The sequence below is a fragment of the Citrobacter braakii genome (assembly GCF_009648935.1).
Lineage (GTDB): Bacteria > Pseudomonadota > Gammaproteobacteria > Enterobacterales > Enterobacteriaceae > Citrobacter > Citrobacter braakii.
On sequence record NZ_CP045771.1, the window covers coordinates 3,677,638 to 3,693,383 of the forward strand.

17 protein-coding genes and 1 other annotated feature are annotated in these 15,746 nt (G+C 49.1%); of the genes, 8 read left to right on the forward strand and 9 right to left on the reverse strand.

Annotated features, from left to right (window positions below; all coding sequences use genetic code 11):
• The first annotated feature begins 244 nt into the window (after nt 1–244).
• From GFC06_RS17200 to GFC06_RS17220, 5 genes are all read left to right on the forward strand, one after another.
• Nucleotides 245–403: a DUF1427 family protein gene (locus GFC06_RS17200; RefSeq protein WP_047500294.1), complete on the forward strand. Its 159-nt coding sequence runs from the start codon at nt 245–247 to the stop codon at nt 401–403.
• 86 nt (nt 404–489) lie between these two features.
• Nucleotides 490–1,704, forward strand: coding sequence for a PfkB family carbohydrate kinase (locus tag GFC06_RS17205; RefSeq protein WP_049281904.1), 1,215 nt, complete (start codon nt 490–492; stop codon nt 1,702–1,704).
• 31 nt (nt 1,705–1,735) lie between these two features.
• Nucleotides 1,736–2,470, forward strand: coding sequence for an outer membrane protein OmpK (locus GFC06_RS17210; protein ID WP_047500289.1), 735 nt, complete (start codon nt 1,736–1,738; stop codon nt 2,468–2,470).
• Nucleotides 2,471–2,487: 17 nt separating this feature from the next.
• Entirely contained in the window at nt 2,488–3,450 is a 963-nt protein-coding gene (locus tag GFC06_RS17215; RefSeq protein WP_016156339.1) for a nucleoside hydrolase, read from the forward strand.
• Nucleotides 3,451–3,453: 3 nt separating this feature from the next.
• Entirely contained in the window at nt 3,454–4,683 is a 1,230-nt protein-coding gene (locus tag GFC06_RS17220; RefSeq protein ID WP_016152867.1) for a NupC/NupG family nucleoside CNT transporter, read from the forward strand.
• A gap of 40 nt (nt 4,684–4,723) precedes the next feature.
• On the opposite strand, the gene ihfA is transcribed toward GFC06_RS17220, so the two are convergent.
• From ihfA to thrS, 8 genes are all read right to left on the reverse strand, one after another.
• Nucleotides 4,724–5,023, reverse strand: coding sequence for an integration host factor subunit alpha (ihfA, locus tag GFC06_RS17225; RefSeq protein WP_003030571.1), 300 nt, complete (start codon nt 5,021–5,023; stop codon nt 4,724–4,726).
• 4 nt (nt 5,024–5,027) lie between these two features.
• On the reverse strand, nt 5,028–7,415 hold the full coding sequence (gene pheT / locus GFC06_RS17230; RefSeq protein WP_016152866.1) for a phenylalanine--tRNA ligase subunit beta: 2,388 nt from the start codon (nt 7,413–7,415) through the stop codon (nt 5,028–5,030).
• A 15-nt stretch (nt 7,416–7,430) separates the two neighbouring features.
• Nucleotides 7,431–8,414, reverse strand: a complete 984-nt coding sequence (pheS, locus tag GFC06_RS17235; RefSeq protein ID WP_016152865.1) for a phenylalanine--tRNA ligase subunit alpha — start codon at nt 8,412–8,414, stop codon at nt 7,431–7,433.
• A 167-nt stretch (nt 8,415–8,581) separates the two neighbouring features.
• Nucleotides 8,582–8,706 (reverse strand) — a sequence feature (Phe leader region).
• Nucleotides 8,657–8,701 carry a pheST operon leader peptide PheM gene (gene pheM, locus GFC06_RS23265; protein WP_001386830.1) on the reverse strand — a complete coding sequence of 15 codons (45 nt, stop codon included), beginning with the start codon at nt 8,699–8,701 and terminating at the stop codon, nt 8,657–8,659. (Overlaps the previous feature by 45 nt.)
• A gap of 120 nt (nt 8,707–8,826) precedes the next feature.
• Nucleotides 8,827–9,183, reverse strand: a complete 357-nt coding sequence (rplT, locus tag GFC06_RS17245) for a 50S ribosomal protein L20 (protein WP_003030578.1) — start codon at nt 9,181–9,183, stop codon at nt 8,827–8,829.
• 55 nt (nt 9,184–9,238) lie between these two features.
• On the reverse strand, nt 9,239–9,436 hold the full coding sequence (gene rpmI, locus GFC06_RS17250) for a 50S ribosomal protein L35 (protein WP_003030583.1): 198 nt from the start codon (nt 9,434–9,436) through the stop codon (nt 9,239–9,241).
• Nucleotides 9,437–9,532: 96 nt separating this feature from the next.
• On the reverse strand, nt 9,533–10,075 hold the full coding sequence (gene infC, locus GFC06_RS17255) for a translation initiation factor IF-3 (protein WP_048997935.1): 543 nt from the start codon (nt 10,073–10,075) through the stop codon (nt 9,533–9,535).
• A gap of 3 nt (nt 10,076–10,078) precedes the next feature.
• Nucleotides 10,079–12,007, reverse strand: a complete 1,929-nt coding sequence (thrS, locus tag GFC06_RS17260) for a threonine--tRNA ligase (RefSeq protein ID WP_047500283.1) — start codon at nt 12,005–12,007, stop codon at nt 10,079–10,081.
• A gap of 304 nt (nt 12,008–12,311) precedes the next feature.
• Here thrS and yniD point away from each other — a divergent pair, with 304 nt between their 5' ends.
• Complete coding sequence (gene yniD / locus GFC06_RS17265; protein ID WP_003030590.1) at nt 12,312–12,419, forward strand: small membrane protein YniD; 108 nt, start codon at nt 12,312–12,314, stop codon at nt 12,417–12,419.
• Between the two features lie 167 nt (nt 12,420–12,586).
• Here the strand turns inward: yniD and GFC06_RS17270 are convergent, their stop codons facing one another.
• Complete coding sequence (locus GFC06_RS17270; RefSeq protein ID WP_016152863.1) at nt 12,587–13,345, reverse strand: DUF481 domain-containing protein; 759 nt, start codon at nt 13,343–13,345, stop codon at nt 12,587–12,589.
• 287 nt (nt 13,346–13,632) lie between these two features.
• Here GFC06_RS17270 and pfkB point away from each other — a divergent pair, with 287 nt between their 5' ends.
• Both pfkB and GFC06_RS17280 read left to right on the forward strand, forming a co-directional pair.
• Nucleotides 13,633–14,562: a 6-phosphofructokinase II gene (pfkB, locus tag GFC06_RS17275; RefSeq protein WP_016156336.1), complete on the forward strand. Its 930-nt coding sequence runs from the start codon at nt 13,633–13,635 to the stop codon at nt 14,560–14,562.
• 269 nt (nt 14,563–14,831) lie between these two features.
• Complete coding sequence (locus GFC06_RS17280) at nt 14,832–15,692, forward strand: fructosamine kinase family protein (RefSeq protein ID WP_016152861.1); 861 nt, start codon at nt 14,832–14,834, stop codon at nt 15,690–15,692.
• Nucleotides 15,693–15,746: the final 54 nt, after the last annotated feature.

A 15,746-nucleotide genomic window follows, 5' to 3' on the forward strand; every position in this document is an offset into this window, starting at 1 on the left:
GGAAGCTCTACCGCAAATGAGGCAATGGCCCAAAACAGCATGAACCTTAGTCTTTTGCATAATGCAATGCTGGCAGCAATACCAGGTAGTAGCAGTCATTATTAATATCGTTCCTGAGATTAAATAAATAACCACAACCGGACAGAATGTCCGGTTGCAGAAGTTTTGTGTGATTATCTTCTCATCAATACGTAAATATATTGTGTAGTCTTTGCATCATCATAACACCCTCAGGAATTATCTTATGGATATAATTCTTTCGCTTATTGCCGGTGCAATTATTGGTTTCATATTTACATTAATAAAACTACCCATTCCAGCCCCTACTGCCTGGCCTGGTGTATTTGGTATCATCGGTGTACTTAGTGGTAATCAGATCTTTAACTATTTATTCAACAAATAAACTCATTCACCAAAAAAAATTAACGTATAGACAAAATAAACTTATTACATGGACCTCTCATCACATTCATGAAAAGTGAGGATTAGATGCCCTGTCGTTACAAAAAACAGCGTCTTCGCTATATTTTAACACTACTCAAAAAACAAGGAAGTGTAAAAATATCATCTCTTGTTAAGGTACTTGATGTTACGGAAAGAACACTCCGCCGCGACATCAATGACCTTGTAAAAACAGGACATGTCCGCTCATGCTATGGAGGTGCTGTATATAATCACGACAATGCATTCCCATTATATGAGAACAACTCTCTTTATTTGCACCAAAACATCATCATTAACCAATCAAAGATCGAACGAGAAATATCAATGAACGAAAACAATGGTAAAGTTTACATTCTGGGTTCATTTAACACCGACTTAGTCTATCGGCTTCACCGTTTTCCTATTTCAGGGGAAACCACGCGCGCGCTTTTTTCCTGTTGTTTACCCGGAGGGAAAGGCAGCAACCAGGCGATAGCATCAGCACAAGCCAATGCTCGCACTTATTTTACAGTCAAATTAGGTGAAGATGAGTTTTCAACTAAAGCCCAGCATTTTTTAAATGGCGTAGGATTAGAAAAGCTAACCATCTTTACCAAAAATGATGCACCAACCGGCAGTGCCGTAGTGATGATATCCGAAGAGGCTGGCGATAATGTAATCGTTATTAATCCAGGGGCTAATCAGGAAATAACGAGTGAAGAAATTATATCCTGTTATGACGAGATAGGCACCGCCAATGTTTTTTTGACGCAGATGGAAAACAATCCTGATGCTACAGCTCAAGCTATTAAGTTCGCACATGCCGCCGGGGTGATGACAATCCTGAATCCAGCACCATGGCGCAAGGAAGTGACAGACCTTCTCCGCTGGACACACATCCTGACCCCAAACCTCACAGAAGCAGAGGCGATAATTGGCAAGGCTATTCGTACGCCAGACGATATTCGTCTGGCCGCCGAAACCATGCACCAAATGGGACCACAATATATTCTAATTACGTTAGGCAAAGATGGGTGCTGGTTATTTGATGGATCTACACACCAACAGTTCCCGGCATATCCCGCCGTTAATATTGATACATCCGGCGCCGGTGATGCATTTAATGGTGCACTCGCGGCACGACTTGCCTGTGGAGAAAATATTGCCAGCGCAATTCATTACGCCTGTGTATTTGCAGCACTGGCCGTAGAGCGTGAAGGTGCAGCCAATATGCCATCCCATGAACTCGTATTAAAACGATTAGCTTGTACTAAATACTGATATTTATCTACCACCAAAATAGGGATATAAAATGAAAACAATCGCCTTCGGGGCTTTATTATCGTGCGTAGCTTTTTCCTCATTAGCTGAACAACAATACGGCTGGGGAAATATACATTTTGACTATCAATCTTGGGATGCCGGTGTTAAAGACCTCGAATATGAACAAGCCTTAATTGGTATTGAGGGAGGTATTGGTTTTGATTGGGGTGAAATGTACGGTTTTTATGATTTTGAAAATATTCTAGACGACGAGGGAAATCAGGGGCAGACTGCGAATGGTGAAATCCATACCTACCTCTGGAAAACGGGTGCCAGCCTATTTACAAAAGTCTATAATTCGCAAAGTCCCAATTTTAAAGAGACGAATCAATTTATTGGGCTTGGCTATACCGACCTGAAAGGCGATGGATGGTGGTTTAAACCCTGGATTGCTCGTCAGTACATTACCGCACACAGTAATTTTGGCCCAGCTTATGATATTAATGGACTCAATGGTTTCTCAATTGGATGGAACGCTGGTTATGCTTTCAATCTTCTCAACCAGGACTTCTTACTGTCCAATTGGAATGAAATAGAACTTGACCGTAATGATGACTATACCGCTAACAATCATGGTAGCAATGGTTTAAACGGCGGTCTGAATATTACCTGGAAAATCATGCCTCATATATCCACCACATTAATGTATCGATACTTTTATAACAAACTTGGTGCGGATGGATATGGCGATATTCTCATTTATCGACTGGCCTACGACTTCTAACTTAAGGAACATTAACGATGTTAAGTATCCACTGGCCTGAATTAACTTCAGCGCAGCGTATTACCTTAATTACGCCACCTAAGTATGGCAAAGTACCTATCGTTATTGACAGCGATACCTACAATGAAATTGACGATCAGATGGCCATTGCCTGGGCATTCTTACACCCGGAGCGCCTCGATTTGCAAGCTGTTTACGCCGCTCCGTTTACCAACCACTATTTTGGTAAAGAGGGCTCGCACACATATGTTGACGATCCCGCAGTAGGCATGCAACTGAGCGTCGATGAGATCTATCGCGTATTTAACAAACTCCCCCGCCGCGAAAACATACCGCAAATATTCCAGGGTTCAACACGCTATCTGAAAGATAGCAACCAGCCGGAGATGTCAGCAGCAGTACAGGATTTGATTAACCGGGCAAGAACGGCTGAGCAAACATTACATGTACTCGCAATCGCCGCGCCGACCAATATCGCTAACGCACTGCTCCTCGCGCCGGACATCGTCACAAAGATTCATGTCATCTGGCTTGGGGGTAACAGTTATGCCTGGAAAGATAATCATGAATTCAACCTGATGCAGGACATTGCGGCGAGTCGGGTACTTTTTGATAGCGGCGTAGCGCTCACCCAAATCCCCTGCTTTGGCGTGGCTAACACTATGGCCTCATCGGTCCCAGAGATGCAGCACTATTTTGCAGAGACCAGCCGCATTGGTAGCTACTTTGCTGAAATTGCCCCGCGATGCCCCTGGATTGGTTTTGCATCCCGCAAAGTCATTTGGGATATCACTACGGTTGGCTATGTCCTGAATCCTGACTGGTTCACCTGTGAATACCGTACATCCCCTTTGATCAATGACAATCTGAGCTGGAGTTTTGATAACCGCCGTCACGTCATTCAGGTCGCAAAATTTATTGAGCGGGATGCTCTCTTTAAAGATCTTTTCCGTAGCATCATTGATGCCGATGAGGGATAAACCATGCAGATACTCATCGTCATACTTGGCATTGTTGTCCTGTTACTCGTTGCCTGGCTATGTTCAGAAAATCGCAAAGCTATCCGGTTTCGCACCGTTGGCGGCGCCTTTGCAATCCAGGCTCTTTTTGCTGCATTTATCCTGTATGTCCCCTTAGGGGAAAAAATCTTACTCGCCATATCAAACAGTCTGTCAGGCATGCTGAACTATTCGTCGGAAGGGATTAACTTTCTCTTCGGTAATCTCGGACAGTTCAAAATGGGGTTTGTATTTGCCGTGCATGTTCTGCCGATTATCATTTTTATGTCAGCATTGTTCTCCGTGCTGTACTACCTGGGCATCATGCAGTGGATTATCCGTCTCATCGGTACGGGTATCCATAAACTGCTGCGCACCAGCCCGGCAGAATCCATGGCTGCAACGGCCAATATTTTTGCGGGCAATACTGACGTCTTCGTCCTGATGAAGCCTTATGCGCCACGCATGACGCGCTCAGAACTGTTTGCCCTCATGACAGGTGGTGTGGCCTCTATCGCAGGCTCAGTGCTGGTTGGCTATGCCAGTATGGGGATCGAAATTCGCTATCTGGTAGCCGCCTCTTTTATGTCAGCACCAGGCGGTCTGTTAATGGCGAAAATGCTGTTTCCAGAAACGGAACCCGAAAACACTGCCGACGTGTCAGGCGATATGCTTGGTCAAGATGAAAAGCCTATCAACATCGTTGAAGCGGCGACAAATGGCGCGACTATCGGGCTGAAGCTCGCCGCTAACGTGGGGGCAATGCTTCTGGCACTGATTGCATTAATTGCTATGGTGAACGGCTTGTTGGGCTGGTTTTGTAGCTTTTTCGGCTATGGTAACGTCACGCTACAATTTATCTTTAGTTACCTCTTTGCTCCGGTTGCCTGGCTGTTGGGCATTCCCGCTAACGAAGTCTTGCAAATTGGCAGCCTGTTAGGTCAAAAATTGGTGTTGAATGAGTTCGTCGCGTATACCAGCTTTATTCCAATGAAAGACCAACTGTCGGAATATTCGCAGATAATAACGATCATGGCGCTGGCTGGGTTTGCCAATTTGTCCTCTCCTGCTGCATTGATTGGCGTACTGGGGGGGATTGTGCCGGGGAAAAAAAGTTTCATTGCTAAAATGGGGCTTAAAGTGATCCTGGCGGGCACGTTGTCTAACCTGCTGAGCGCAGCACTGACCGGGCTGTTTTTCCTTCTGGCCCACTAAGAAAAAAGGCCGCATTCGCGGCCTTTTTAGTTAGTTCAGATTACTCTTCTTTCGGCGTTGCGTTTTCAACCCGGCTTTTTAACTTCTGTCCGGGTCTGAAGGTCACCACGCGCCGTGCTGTAATGGGAATATCTTCGCCCGTTTTCGGATTACGGCCCGGACGTTGATTCTTATCACGCAGATCGAAGTTACCAAAACCAGAGAGTTTTACCTGCTCACCATTTTCCAGAGCACGACGGATCTCTTCGAAAAACAGCTCGACCAGTTCTTTGGCATCCCGCTTGCTAAGCCCAAGCTTATCAAACAGATATTCTGACATTTCAGCTTTTGTAAGCGCCATAGGTTCAATCCCTCAATGATGCCTGGAATCGCTCTTTTAATGCCTCTACACATTTGGCGACGGTAGCGGCAATCTCCTCTTCTTCAAGTGTACGGCTGGTATCCTGAAGGATCAGGCTGATAGCGAGGCTCTTATAACCCTCCGCAACACCCTTACCGCGGTACACGTCAAACAAGTTTACGCCAACTACCTGATTTACGCCAACTTTCTTACATTCGGATAAAATATCCGCAGCGGGAACGTTTTCTGCCACAACGACTGCGATGTCGCGACGGTTCGCCGGGAAGCGAGAAACTTCACGCGCCTGAGGCACCACGCGGTCTGCGAGCTTGTTCCACTCCAGTTCAAACACCAGAGTGCGACCGTTCAGATCCAGTTTACGTTCAAGTTCAGGATGAACAACCCCAATGAAACCAATGCGTTCACCTTTCAGATAAATCGCCGCAGACTGCCCCGGATGCAGTGCTGGATTCGCTTCAGCTTTGAATTGAATATCCGCCAGCTTGCCGGTCAGGTCGAGAACCGCTTCCAGATCGCCTTTCAGATCATAGAAATCAACGGTCTCTTTTGCCAGATTCCAGTGTTCATCATGACGGTTACCGCAGATCGCACCCGCCAGCATCAGATCCTGACGGATCCCGAGATTGGCCTGCGTGTCCGGTACGAAACGTAAACCCGTTTCGAAAATACGCACGCGGTTTTGCTGACGATTCTGGTTGTACACTACCGTAGACAGCAAGCCGGTCCACAGGGATAAACGCATTGCCGACATATCAATCGAGATTGGGCTTGGCAGCAACAGCGCTTCTTCACCCGGGTGCAGCAGCGCCTGGACTTTCGGGTCGACAAAGCTGTAGGTAATAACTTCCTGGTAGCCTTTGTCATTCAGCATGGTTTTTACGCGTTTCAGCGACAAATCCGCTTCACGATGCGTACCCATGATAAGACCCGCCTGAATTGGCGTATTCGGGATATTGTCATAACCGTATACGCGGGCGACTTCTTCGACCAGGTCTTCTTCGATCTCCATATCGAAACGCCAGCTCGGCGCTACCGCTTTCCACTCATCTTGCCCTTCCGTGACATCACAACCCAGACGGCGCAGAATATCGCTCACCTGCTCATCTGCAATATGGTGTCCGATCAGACGATCCAGTTTGCTACGGCGAAGCGTAATGGTTGCGCGTTTTGGCAGCGAGGCTTCGTTCGTCACGTCAATGATTGGACCCGCTTCGCCGCCGCAGATATCAATCAGCAGGCGCGTAGCACGTTCCATGGCTTTATGTTGCAGCGCCGGATCGACACCACGCTCATAGCGGTGAGAGGCATCGGTGTGCAGACCGTGACGACGTGCGCGACCGGTAATAGACAGCGGGCTGAAGAACGCGCATTCCAGCAGGACGTTTTGCGTTTCATCATTCACACCGGAGTGCTCGCCACCAAAGATGCCGCCCATTGCCAGCGCTTTGTTATGGTCCGCAATCACCAGCGTATCCGCATTCAGCTTCGCTTCACTGCCGTCCAGCAATACCAGGGTTTCACCTTCTTTTGCCATGCGGACAACAATCCCGCCTTCAATGCGGTCTTTGTCGAATGCGTGCATCGGCTGGCCCAATTCGAGCAGCACATAGTTAGTCACGTCAACCACGGCATCGATCGAGCGGATGCCGCAACGACGCAGTTTTTCTTTCATCCACAGCGGGGTCGGCGCTTTAACGTTAATGCCTTTCACCACGCGGCCCAGATAGCGTGGGCAGGCTTCCACCGCGTCGACCTGAATCGGCAGGACGTCGCTAATGGTTGCGGCTACTGGCGCTATTTCCGGCTCAACCAGAGGGGCTTTGTTCAGTACAGCAACGTCACGTGCCACACCGATAATGCCTAAGCAGTCGGCGCGGTTCGGAGTGACGCTGATTTCGATAGTATTATCGTCAAGCTTCAGGTATTCACGGATATCGGTACCAATTGGTGCATCGACAGGCAGTTCGATAATACCGTTGTGATCGTCGGAAATGCCCAGCTCGGAGAACGAGCACAGCATGCCTTCAGACGGCTCACCGCGCAGTTTTGCGGCTTTGATTTTGAAATCGCCCGGCAGAACGGCACCAACGGTTGCTACAGCCACTTTCAGCCCTTGACGGCAGTTTGGCGCACCGCAGACGATATCCAGCAGGCGGTCGCCGCCGACATTCACCTTGGTGACGCGCAGTTTGTCAGCGTTCGGATGCTGAGCGCACTCAACCACTTCGCCCACCACAACGCCGTTGAACGCGCCAGAAACAGGATCCACACCGTCAACTTCCAGACCCGCCATCGTGATTTGGTTTGACAACGCATCGCTATCAATCGCCGGGTTTACCCATTCGCGTAACCACAGTTCACTGAATTTCATTGTTTTATCCTGCCTTTATTTAAACTGTTTGAGGAAACGCAGATCGTTTTCGAAGAAAGAACGCAGATCGGTTACGCCGTAACGCAGCATGGTCAGACGCTCCATACCCATACCGAATGCAAAGCCAGAGTAGATTTCCGGATCGATACCGACGTTACGCAGCACGTTCGGGTGAACCATTCCGCAACCCAATACTTCCAGCCATTTGCCATTTTTACCCATCACATCGACTTCCGCAGAAGGTTCGGTGAACGGGAAGTAGGAAGGACGGAAACGAACCTGCAGGTCTTCTTCAAAGAAGTTGCGCAGGAAATCATGCAGCGTGCCTTTCAGGTTGGTGAAGTTGATGTTGGTATCAACAATCAGCCCTTCCATCTGATGGAACATTGGGGTGTGCGTCTGATCGTAGTCGTTACGATATACGCGGCCCGGAGCGATAATACGGATCGGCGGCTGTTTTTCTTTCATGGTACGGATCTGCACGCCGGAAGTCTGCGTGCGCAGCAGACGCGTCGCATCAAACCAGAAAGTGTCGTGGTCAGCGCGCGCCGGGTGATGGCCAGGAATGTTCAGCGCATCGAAGTTATGATAGTCATCTTCGATTTCCGGACCGGTCGCCACGGTAAAGCCCAGCTCACCAAAGAAACTTTCAATGCGATCGATAGTCCGCGTTACCGGATGCAAACCGCCGTTTTCGATACGACGCCCAGGCAAGGAGATATCGATCGTTTCTTCAGCCAGACGAGCATTCAGCGCGGCATTTTCTAATTCGGCTTTACGCGCGTTCAGCGCTTGCTGAACCTGCTCTTTGGCTTCGTTTATCACCGCACCTGCTGCCGGGCGCTCTTCTGCCGGCAGTTCACGCAGGGTAGTCATCTGAAGGGTCAGGTGCCCTTTCTTGCCCAAATATTCGACGCGGACATTGTCTAACGCGGCAACATCTGAAGCCTGGTTAATGGCGGCCGTTGCACTGGCAACCAGCTCTGCGAGATGTGACATGGTTTTCCTCGTTATGTTGCGATATTCACTAGTCGCTCGTATATACACAAAATCATTCTGGCTGAGTCAAGGCAGCAGTAGAGCGCTAATCCTCAGGAGCGTACACAAGTACGAGACTGGGGGAAGCGACTGCAGCCAATGCAGAGGCAGCCTGAAGGATAACGTGTATAAAAAAAGCCTCCACCAGGGAGGCTTTTAGGCGCTGTTTTCCGTTTCTTCTTTCACGCGCAAGCCTCCTGAGTTCAGGTGCTAAAGTAAAAGAAGAAGCGGAAAATAGCAGCATTCATGCTTGCGTTACCTTGTGTGGTAAAAACCGGACAACCTTTATTGAAAAGGCTTACGGATAAATTGTCAACCAATTGATTGCACTACAAATAAAAGAGAGGGAGCCAGGCTCCCTCTTTTCACCGGCTTATGCCAGAGCTGCTTTCGCTTTTTCGACCAGAGCGGTGAACGCTACTTTGTCGAATACTGCGATGTCAGCCAGGATCTTACGGTCGATTTCAACAGAGGCTTTTTTCAGGCCGTTGATGAATTTGCTGTAAGAAATACCGTTCTGACGTGCTGCTGCGTTGATACGCGCAATCCACAGTTGACGGAACTGACGCTTTTTCTGACGACGGTCACGATAAGCGTACTGACCAGCTTTGATAACAGCCTGGAAGGCAACGCGGTATACGCGAGAACGCGCACCGTAGTAGCCTTTAGCTTGTTTCAAAATTTTCTTGTGACGTGCACGGGCAACTACACCACGTTTTACGCGAGCCATATGTGCTCTCCTGTATCTATATTCTTAGTAAAAAAATTAATTAAACGTTAACGGCTTATGCGTACGGCAGGCACGCGATAACCAGACCCAGATCGCCTTTAGAAACGAGGCCTTTTGGACGCAGGTGACGTTTACGCTTAGTAGATTTTTTGGTCAGAATATGACGCAGGTTTGCGTGCTTACGCTTAAATCCACCACCACCGGTTTTTTTGAAGCGCTTAGCAGCACCGCGTACGGTCTTAATTTTTGGCATTTTAATAACTTCCACTTCGCATTGTTAATAAACGAAACGTAGGCGAACAACGGCTGTGGAACCCGCAGGCTCCACAGACATTGCTACTTGAAGGCCTTACTGTTTCTTCTTAGGAGCGAGCACCATGATCATCTGGCGGCCTTCGATCTTCGTAGGGAAGGATTCGACTACTGCCAGTTCACTCAGATCGTCACGGACGCGGTTGAGCACTTCCATACCGATCTGTTGGTGGGCCATCTCACGACCGCGAAAACGCAGCGTGATCTTAGCCTTATCGCCATCTTCCAGAAAGCGTACCAGGCTGCGGAGTTTTACCTGGTAATCGCCATCGTCGGTGCCAGGACGGAATTTAATTTCCTTAACCTGGATAACTTTTTGCTTTTTCTTCTGTTCCTTAGAAGACTTACTCTTTTCATAAAGGAACTTGCCGTAGTCCATAATACGACAAACTGGCGGTTCGGCGTTAGGGCTGATTTCAACTAAATCTACTCCAGCTTCTTCAGCTTTTTCGATCGCTTCTCTCAGACTCACAATACCCAAAGCTTCGCCTTCCAGACCTGTTAAGCGAACTTCCAGGGCGCGAATCTCGCCATTGATACGATTCGGACGTGCCGTTTGAACTCGTTTTCCGCCTTTAATACCTTATTCCTCCAGTTGTTGAAGACTGCGGCTGCGAATCTCTTGTTGCAGCTTCTCAATCACTTCATTTACGTCCAGGCTGCCCAAGTCTTTGCCACGACGGGTGCGCACGGCAACTTTGCCTGCTTCTACCTCTTTGTCGCCACAGACCAACATATAAGGGACACGACGTAAAGTGTGCTCGCGGATTTTAAAGCCAATCTTCTCATTTCTCAAGTCTGCTTTTACACGAATACCCGCATTTTGTAGTTTCTGCGTTAATTCGTTGACGTATTCAGACTGTGAATCGGTGATGTTCATGACGACAACCTGAACTGGCGCAAGCCAGGTCGGGAAGAAGCCAGCGAACTCTTCGGTCAGGATACCGATGAAACGTTCCATCGACCCAAGAATTGCGCGGTGAATCATAACCGGCACCTGACGCTCGTTGTTTTCGCCAACATAAGAGGCGCTTAAACGGGACGGCAGAGAGAAGTCCAGCTGTACAGTACCGCACTGCCATGCACGATCGAGGCAGTCATACAGGGTAAATTCAATTTTCGGACCGTAGAATGCGCCCTCACCCAGTTGGTACTCAAACGGGATGTTGTTTTCTTCCAGCGCAACGGCCAGGTCAGCTTCAGCACGGTCCCACATTTCATCGCTACCGATACGTTTTTCGGGGCGAGTGGACAGTTTGACGACGATTTTTTCGAAGCCAAAGGTGCTATACATATCGTAGACCATACGAATGCAAGCGTTAACTTCATCACGGATCTGCTCTTCTGTACAGAAGATATGTGCATCATCCTGAGTGAAGCCACGAACACGCATCAGGCCATGCAGCGCGCCTGACGGCTCATTACGGTGGCAGCTACCAAACTCGGCCATACGCAACGGCAGATCACGATAGGATTTCAGACCCTGATTGAAGATCTGCACGTGGCCCGGGCAGTTCATGGGCTTAATGCAGTATTCACGGTTCTCAGAAGAGGTCGTGAACATCGCATCTTTGTAGTTATCCCAGTGACCTGTTTTTTCCCACAGCACGCGGTCCATCATGAACGGACCTTTAACTTCCTGATACTGGTATTCTTTCAGTTTTGAGCGAACAAAGACTTCCAGTTCACGGAAGATTGTCCAGCCATCATTGTGCCAGAACACCATACCCGGCGCTTCTTCCTGCATATGATACAGGTCAAGCTGCTTACCGATTTTACGGTGGTCGCGTTTGGCCGCTTCTTCCAGACGTTGCAGGTAGGCATTCAGGGCTTTTTTATCGGCCCATGCAGTACCATAAATACGCTGCAGCATCTTATTATTGCTGTCGCCACGCCAGTATGCCCCAGCGGTCTTCATCAGTTTGAAGTGATGACAGAAACGCATGTTCGGCACGTGCGGGCCACGGCACATATCGACATATTCTTCATGATGGTACAAGCCAGGCTTGTCATCATGGGCAATGTTTTCATCAAGAATGGAGACTTTATAGGTCTCGCCACGCTTCACGAAGGTTTCACGCGCTTCGTACCAGCTGACTTTCTTCTTGATGACATCGTAGTTTTTCTCAGCGAGCTCGTGCATCCGCTTCTCGAGCGCGTCGACATCTTCCTGGGTTAGCGTACGGTCAAGATCGATATCGTAGTAAAAACCGTTATCAACAACCGGTCCGATCGCCATTTTGGTGTGCGGCCAGAGTTGTTTGATCGCGTGCCCTAACAGGTGCGCACAGGAGTGACGAATGATCTCCAGACCTTCTTCATCCTTCGCGGTGATGATGGAGAGCTTCGCATCATGCTCAATCAGATCGGAAGCATCTACCAGCTCACCGTCAACACGGCCAGCAATAGTGGCTTTCGCCAGACCTGGACCGATGTCCAGCGCAACATCCATGGGGCTTACAGCGTGGTCGTAATGGCGTTGGCTGCCATCAGGAAGAGTAATAACAGGCATGTTATATCCTTATTTGCAGTGGTGACCCACACGTAAGATCACATACAAAGATTCAATATTTAAAATCATCAAAAAGGTGTGGGCTGATTCCCGCTTCACTCTGCGAAATATGTCACTGGTCGCCTTAATGGCTACACTGGACCTACACCCGCTTTTTGATAACACCGTTTGACAGTGTACACGGCATTACGAGCCGATCAAAGCAACAATCAACGCGCACTCTATGATGTAAATCAATTCACTGACACCCTGACGTTTTTGTTACACTTGTATAAAGTTATCTAACCTGAGCAGGAAAAGGACAATGCCAACAAATCGCTTTGCGAAGAAACACTGGAAGATGGTTGTGATACTGCTCGTTATTTGTGCGGCAATGCTGATGCTACGTTGGGCTGCGATGATCTGGGGTTAAAATACTGGCACACGCAGTTCCGGTTCCGTTGTATTTATCAATTAAATCGAATTCGTCTGAAAATAGCGCGTTATTGATAAGTATTAAAAATAAAACACAGATTTAATATTAAATAAATTTAACGTTAATTGAGAAAAGCCGGGCCAATTATTTGACCCGGCTTGTCATTACATACGATAGCCGAGTGACACAGTAGTACGACGATCGGTATGCTCCGGCGCTGTTGCCGGTGGTTCAGAGTTCCAGGTAACGTTGTAAGCCACCTTTAACCCAAAGTGTTCGTTGATAGCAACGTTCAAGGCCGTTTCAGAATTGAGCGTTGTATCGTCAGCACCAAATACCGACACACCTTGCGTAAACTTAGTATTGTCCGTCATCTGCCACGCATAGGCCCCGGACGCATAGCCCAGAGGCTGTGTTTCGGTGGTGCCATCCGTGTGCTCGTCATAGCGCACACCAGGACCGAATTCAAAACGGAAGCTGTGCACCGGTCCGTTGAGGAACTGACGACCATAACCTGCGGTTAGCACGTCACGCTCGCGATAGCCGTTGTAACGGTCGGTCAGCCAGCTTGCCTGACCAAAGAGATAATCATAGTCGGTCATGTTATAACGACTACGGCCACCTACGGCATATTTCTCCGATGAACGCTCATCATTTGAGGAGGTATTGCTGGCATTTCCCCACAAAGACCACGCCGTAGTTTGACCGTACCAGGTCATGGTGGTGTCTGCAGTTAAAGAAGAACTTTTTGTGTTGCCTGACTGGGCGAGATATCCCGCGTTCAGGTTACCCTCAAAGGGTTTTTTCGCGCTGGAAGGGTCATCCATGACAGTAAAAACGGAATCATCGGCGGCAGCCTGCATTGACGCAAGCAGGCCACCCGTCAGCAGTAACGCTGCGGGCACTGTCTTCAAAAGCTTCATTTATTAAGAGTCCGTACAACAAAAAAAGAGACCATAACGGTCTCGGAAACTTTCATATGGATCAATGACAAAAGACCCTTGAAAGGTAACAAATTATAAAAAGACTCGAATAACATAGCAATAAATTCTTATTTCATTTTTTGAATAAGAGCGTTCCTAAACCGTTTTTTTATTTATATATCTTTAACGCGATTATTTTAAATAAAGATATGAAAAATCATGTTGTTAATTACTTCACTTTCGGGGGGTTAAGTGCCAGACTGAGGACAGCCTAACAGGAGGTAAAGATGGTACGTATCTATACGTTAACACTTGCGCCCTCTCTCGATAGCGCAACAATCACGCCGCAAATCTACCCGGAAGGTAAGCTTCGCTGTACCTCGCCGGTTTTTGAACCCGGCGGCGGCGGTATCAACGTCGCTCGCGCGATTGCCCATCTTGGCGGCACCGCTACGGCCATCTTCCCTGCGGGTGGCGCCACCGGAGAGCATCTTGTTGCTTTGCTCGCCGACGAAAATGTTCCCGTGTCCACCGTCGAAGCTAAAGACTGGACCCGACAAAATCTCCATGTCCACGTTGAGTCCAGCGGCGAACAGTATCGCTTCGTCATGCCAGGCGCTGCGCTCACCGATGATGAGTTTTACCAACTTCAGGATCAGGTGCTGGAAATTGAGTCTGGCGCACTGCTGGTTATTAGCGGCAGTTTGCCGCCTGGCGTACAGCTTGAGAAGCTGACCCGGCTCATTACCACAGCACAAAAACAAGGGATTCGCTGTATCGTCGATAGTTCTGGCGAAGCGCTGGCGGCAGCATTAACCATCGGCAATATCGAACTGGTCAAACCCAACCTCAAAGAACTGAGCGCGCTGGTGAATCGCGAACTCACGCAGCCCGATGATGTGCGCAACGCCGCGCAGGAAATCGTACAAAGCGGAAAAGCGCATCGCGTAGTGGTCTCGCTTGGACCACAAGGAGCGCTGGGCGTTGATCGTGAAACCTGTGTCCAGGTGGTTCCGCCACCGGTGAAGAGTCAAAGTACCGTAGGCGCGGGCGACAGTATGGTCGGGGCCATGACGCTTAAACTGGCTGAGAGCGCACCTTTTGCAGATATTGTTCGTTACGGTGTCGCCGCAGGTAGCGCCGCCACCCTGAATCAGGGTACGCGTCTGTGCGCTTTAGACGATACGCAAAAAATATACGCGTATCTGGCTCAGTAATAACGGTTTCCCCTTGTTTAGCTACAAGGGGATTTCCCCGTAAAACTGTCGGCATAGGTGTTATACGTCTATGATAAAAAATCACGTGATTACAAAGCAGTGAATCATGTGCGACCAGGCGTCTTCACAACTATGCGAGGTGAAGAAGAACGACACACATTAAGTGCCTTTCCAGCGATGACGCGTCCGTGGTGTGCGTCAGTTCGTGTTTTTTAACCGCATTCTTGCGCTAACCTTATGATCTGGCAGACAACATGGGGAGAGACATCATGTGGCAGGCTATCAGTCGTCTTTTAAGCGAGCAATTAGGTGAAGGCGAAATCGAACTGCGTAACGAACTGCCCGGCGGAGAGATCCACGCCGCATGGCATTTACGCTATGCGGGGCGCGATTTTTTCGTTAAATGCGATGAAAGAGAGCTGTTAACCGGCTTTACGGCGGAAGCCGATCAGCTGGAGCTACTTTCTCGCAGTCAAACCGTGTCTGTACCGAAAGTCTGGGCGGTAGGCGCAGACAGAGATTACAGCTTTCTGGTGATGGATTTCCTCCCTCCCCGTCCGCTTGATGCGCACAACGCGTTTATCCTCGGCCAACAGTTGGCGCATTTGCATGAATGGAGCGATCAGCCGCAGTTTGGGCTCGACTTCGATAATGCGCTCTCTACCACGCCGCAGCCCAACACCTGGCAACGTCGCTGGTCAACCTTTTTTGCCGAGCAGCGTATTGGCTGGCAGCTGGAACTCGCCGCTGAAAAAGGCATTGCGTTTGGCAATATCGACGCCATCGTCGAGCATGTTCAGCAGCGTCTCTCTTCTCATCAGCCGCAGCCGTCTCTTCTGCATGGTGATTTGTGGTCCGGGAACTGCGCTCTCGGCCCGAACGGCCCGTACATCTTTGACCCTGCCTGCTACTGGGGGGACAGAGAGTGTGACCTGGCAATGCTGCCGTTACATACCGATCAGCCGCCGCAACTCTATGACGGTTATCAGTCTGTTTCTCCGCTACCATTGGATTTTCTCGACAGACAGCCTGTCTACCAGCTCTATACGCTGCTGAACAGGGCTATTCTGTTCGGGGGACAGCATCTGGTCGTGGCGCAGAAAGCGCTGGACAGGTTACTGGCGGCTTAGCAAAGTCGCACGTTGCTTATCTGGCCTGGCGTTTCGCAACGCGTCAGGCCTGAT

Bases quoted from the DNA above. Each gene is read 5' to 3' on its own strand.
- GFC06_RS17200 (WP_047500294.1), top strand. From the start codon at position 245: ATGGATATAATTCTTTCGCTTATTGCCGGTGCAATTATTGGTTTCATA.
- GFC06_RS17205 (WP_049281904.1), top strand. From the start codon at position 490: ATGCCCTGTCGTTACAAAAAACAGCGTCTTCGCTATATTTTAACACTA.
- GFC06_RS17210 (WP_047500289.1), top strand. From the start codon at position 1,736: ATGAAAACAATCGCCTTCGGGGCTTTATTATCGTGCGTAGCTTTTTCC.
- GFC06_RS17215 (WP_016156339.1), top strand. From the start codon at position 2,488: ATGTTAAGTATCCACTGGCCTGAATTAACTTCAGCGCAGCGTATTACC.
- GFC06_RS17220 (WP_016152867.1), top strand. From the start codon at position 3,454: ATGCAGATACTCATCGTCATACTTGGCATTGTTGTCCTGTTACTCGTT.
- ihfA (WP_003030571.1), bottom strand. From the start codon at position 5,023: ATGGCGCTTACAAAAGCTGAAATGTCAGAATATCTGTTTGATAAGCTT.
- pheT (WP_016152866.1), bottom strand. From the start codon at position 7,415: ATGAAATTCAGTGAACTGTGGTTACGCGAATGGGTAAACCCGGCGATT.
- pheS (WP_016152865.1), bottom strand. From the start codon at position 8,414: ATGTCACATCTCGCAGAGCTGGTTGCCAGTGCAACGGCCGCCATTAAC.
- rplT (WP_003030578.1), bottom strand. From the start codon at position 9,183: ATGGCTCGCGTAAAACGTGGTGTAGTTGCCCGTGCACGTCACAAGAAA.
- rpmI (WP_003030583.1), bottom strand. From the start codon at position 9,436: ATGCCAAAAATTAAGACCGTACGCGGTGCTGCTAAGCGCTTCAAAAAA.
- thrS (WP_047500283.1), bottom strand. From the start codon at position 12,007: ATGCCTGTTATTACTCTTCCTGATGGCAGCCAACGCCATTACGACCAC.
- yniD (WP_003030590.1), top strand. From the start codon at position 12,312: ATGCCAACAAATCGCTTTGCGAAGAAACACTGGAAGATGGTTGTGATA.
- GFC06_RS17270 (WP_016152863.1), bottom strand. From the start codon at position 13,345: ATGAAGCTTTTGAAGACAGTGCCCGCAGCGTTACTGCTGACGGGTGGC.
- pfkB (WP_016156336.1), top strand. From the start codon at position 13,633: ATGGTACGTATCTATACGTTAACACTTGCGCCCTCTCTCGATAGCGCA.
- GFC06_RS17280 (WP_016152861.1), top strand. From the start codon at position 14,832: ATGTGGCAGGCTATCAGTCGTCTTTTAAGCGAGCAATTAGGTGAAGGC.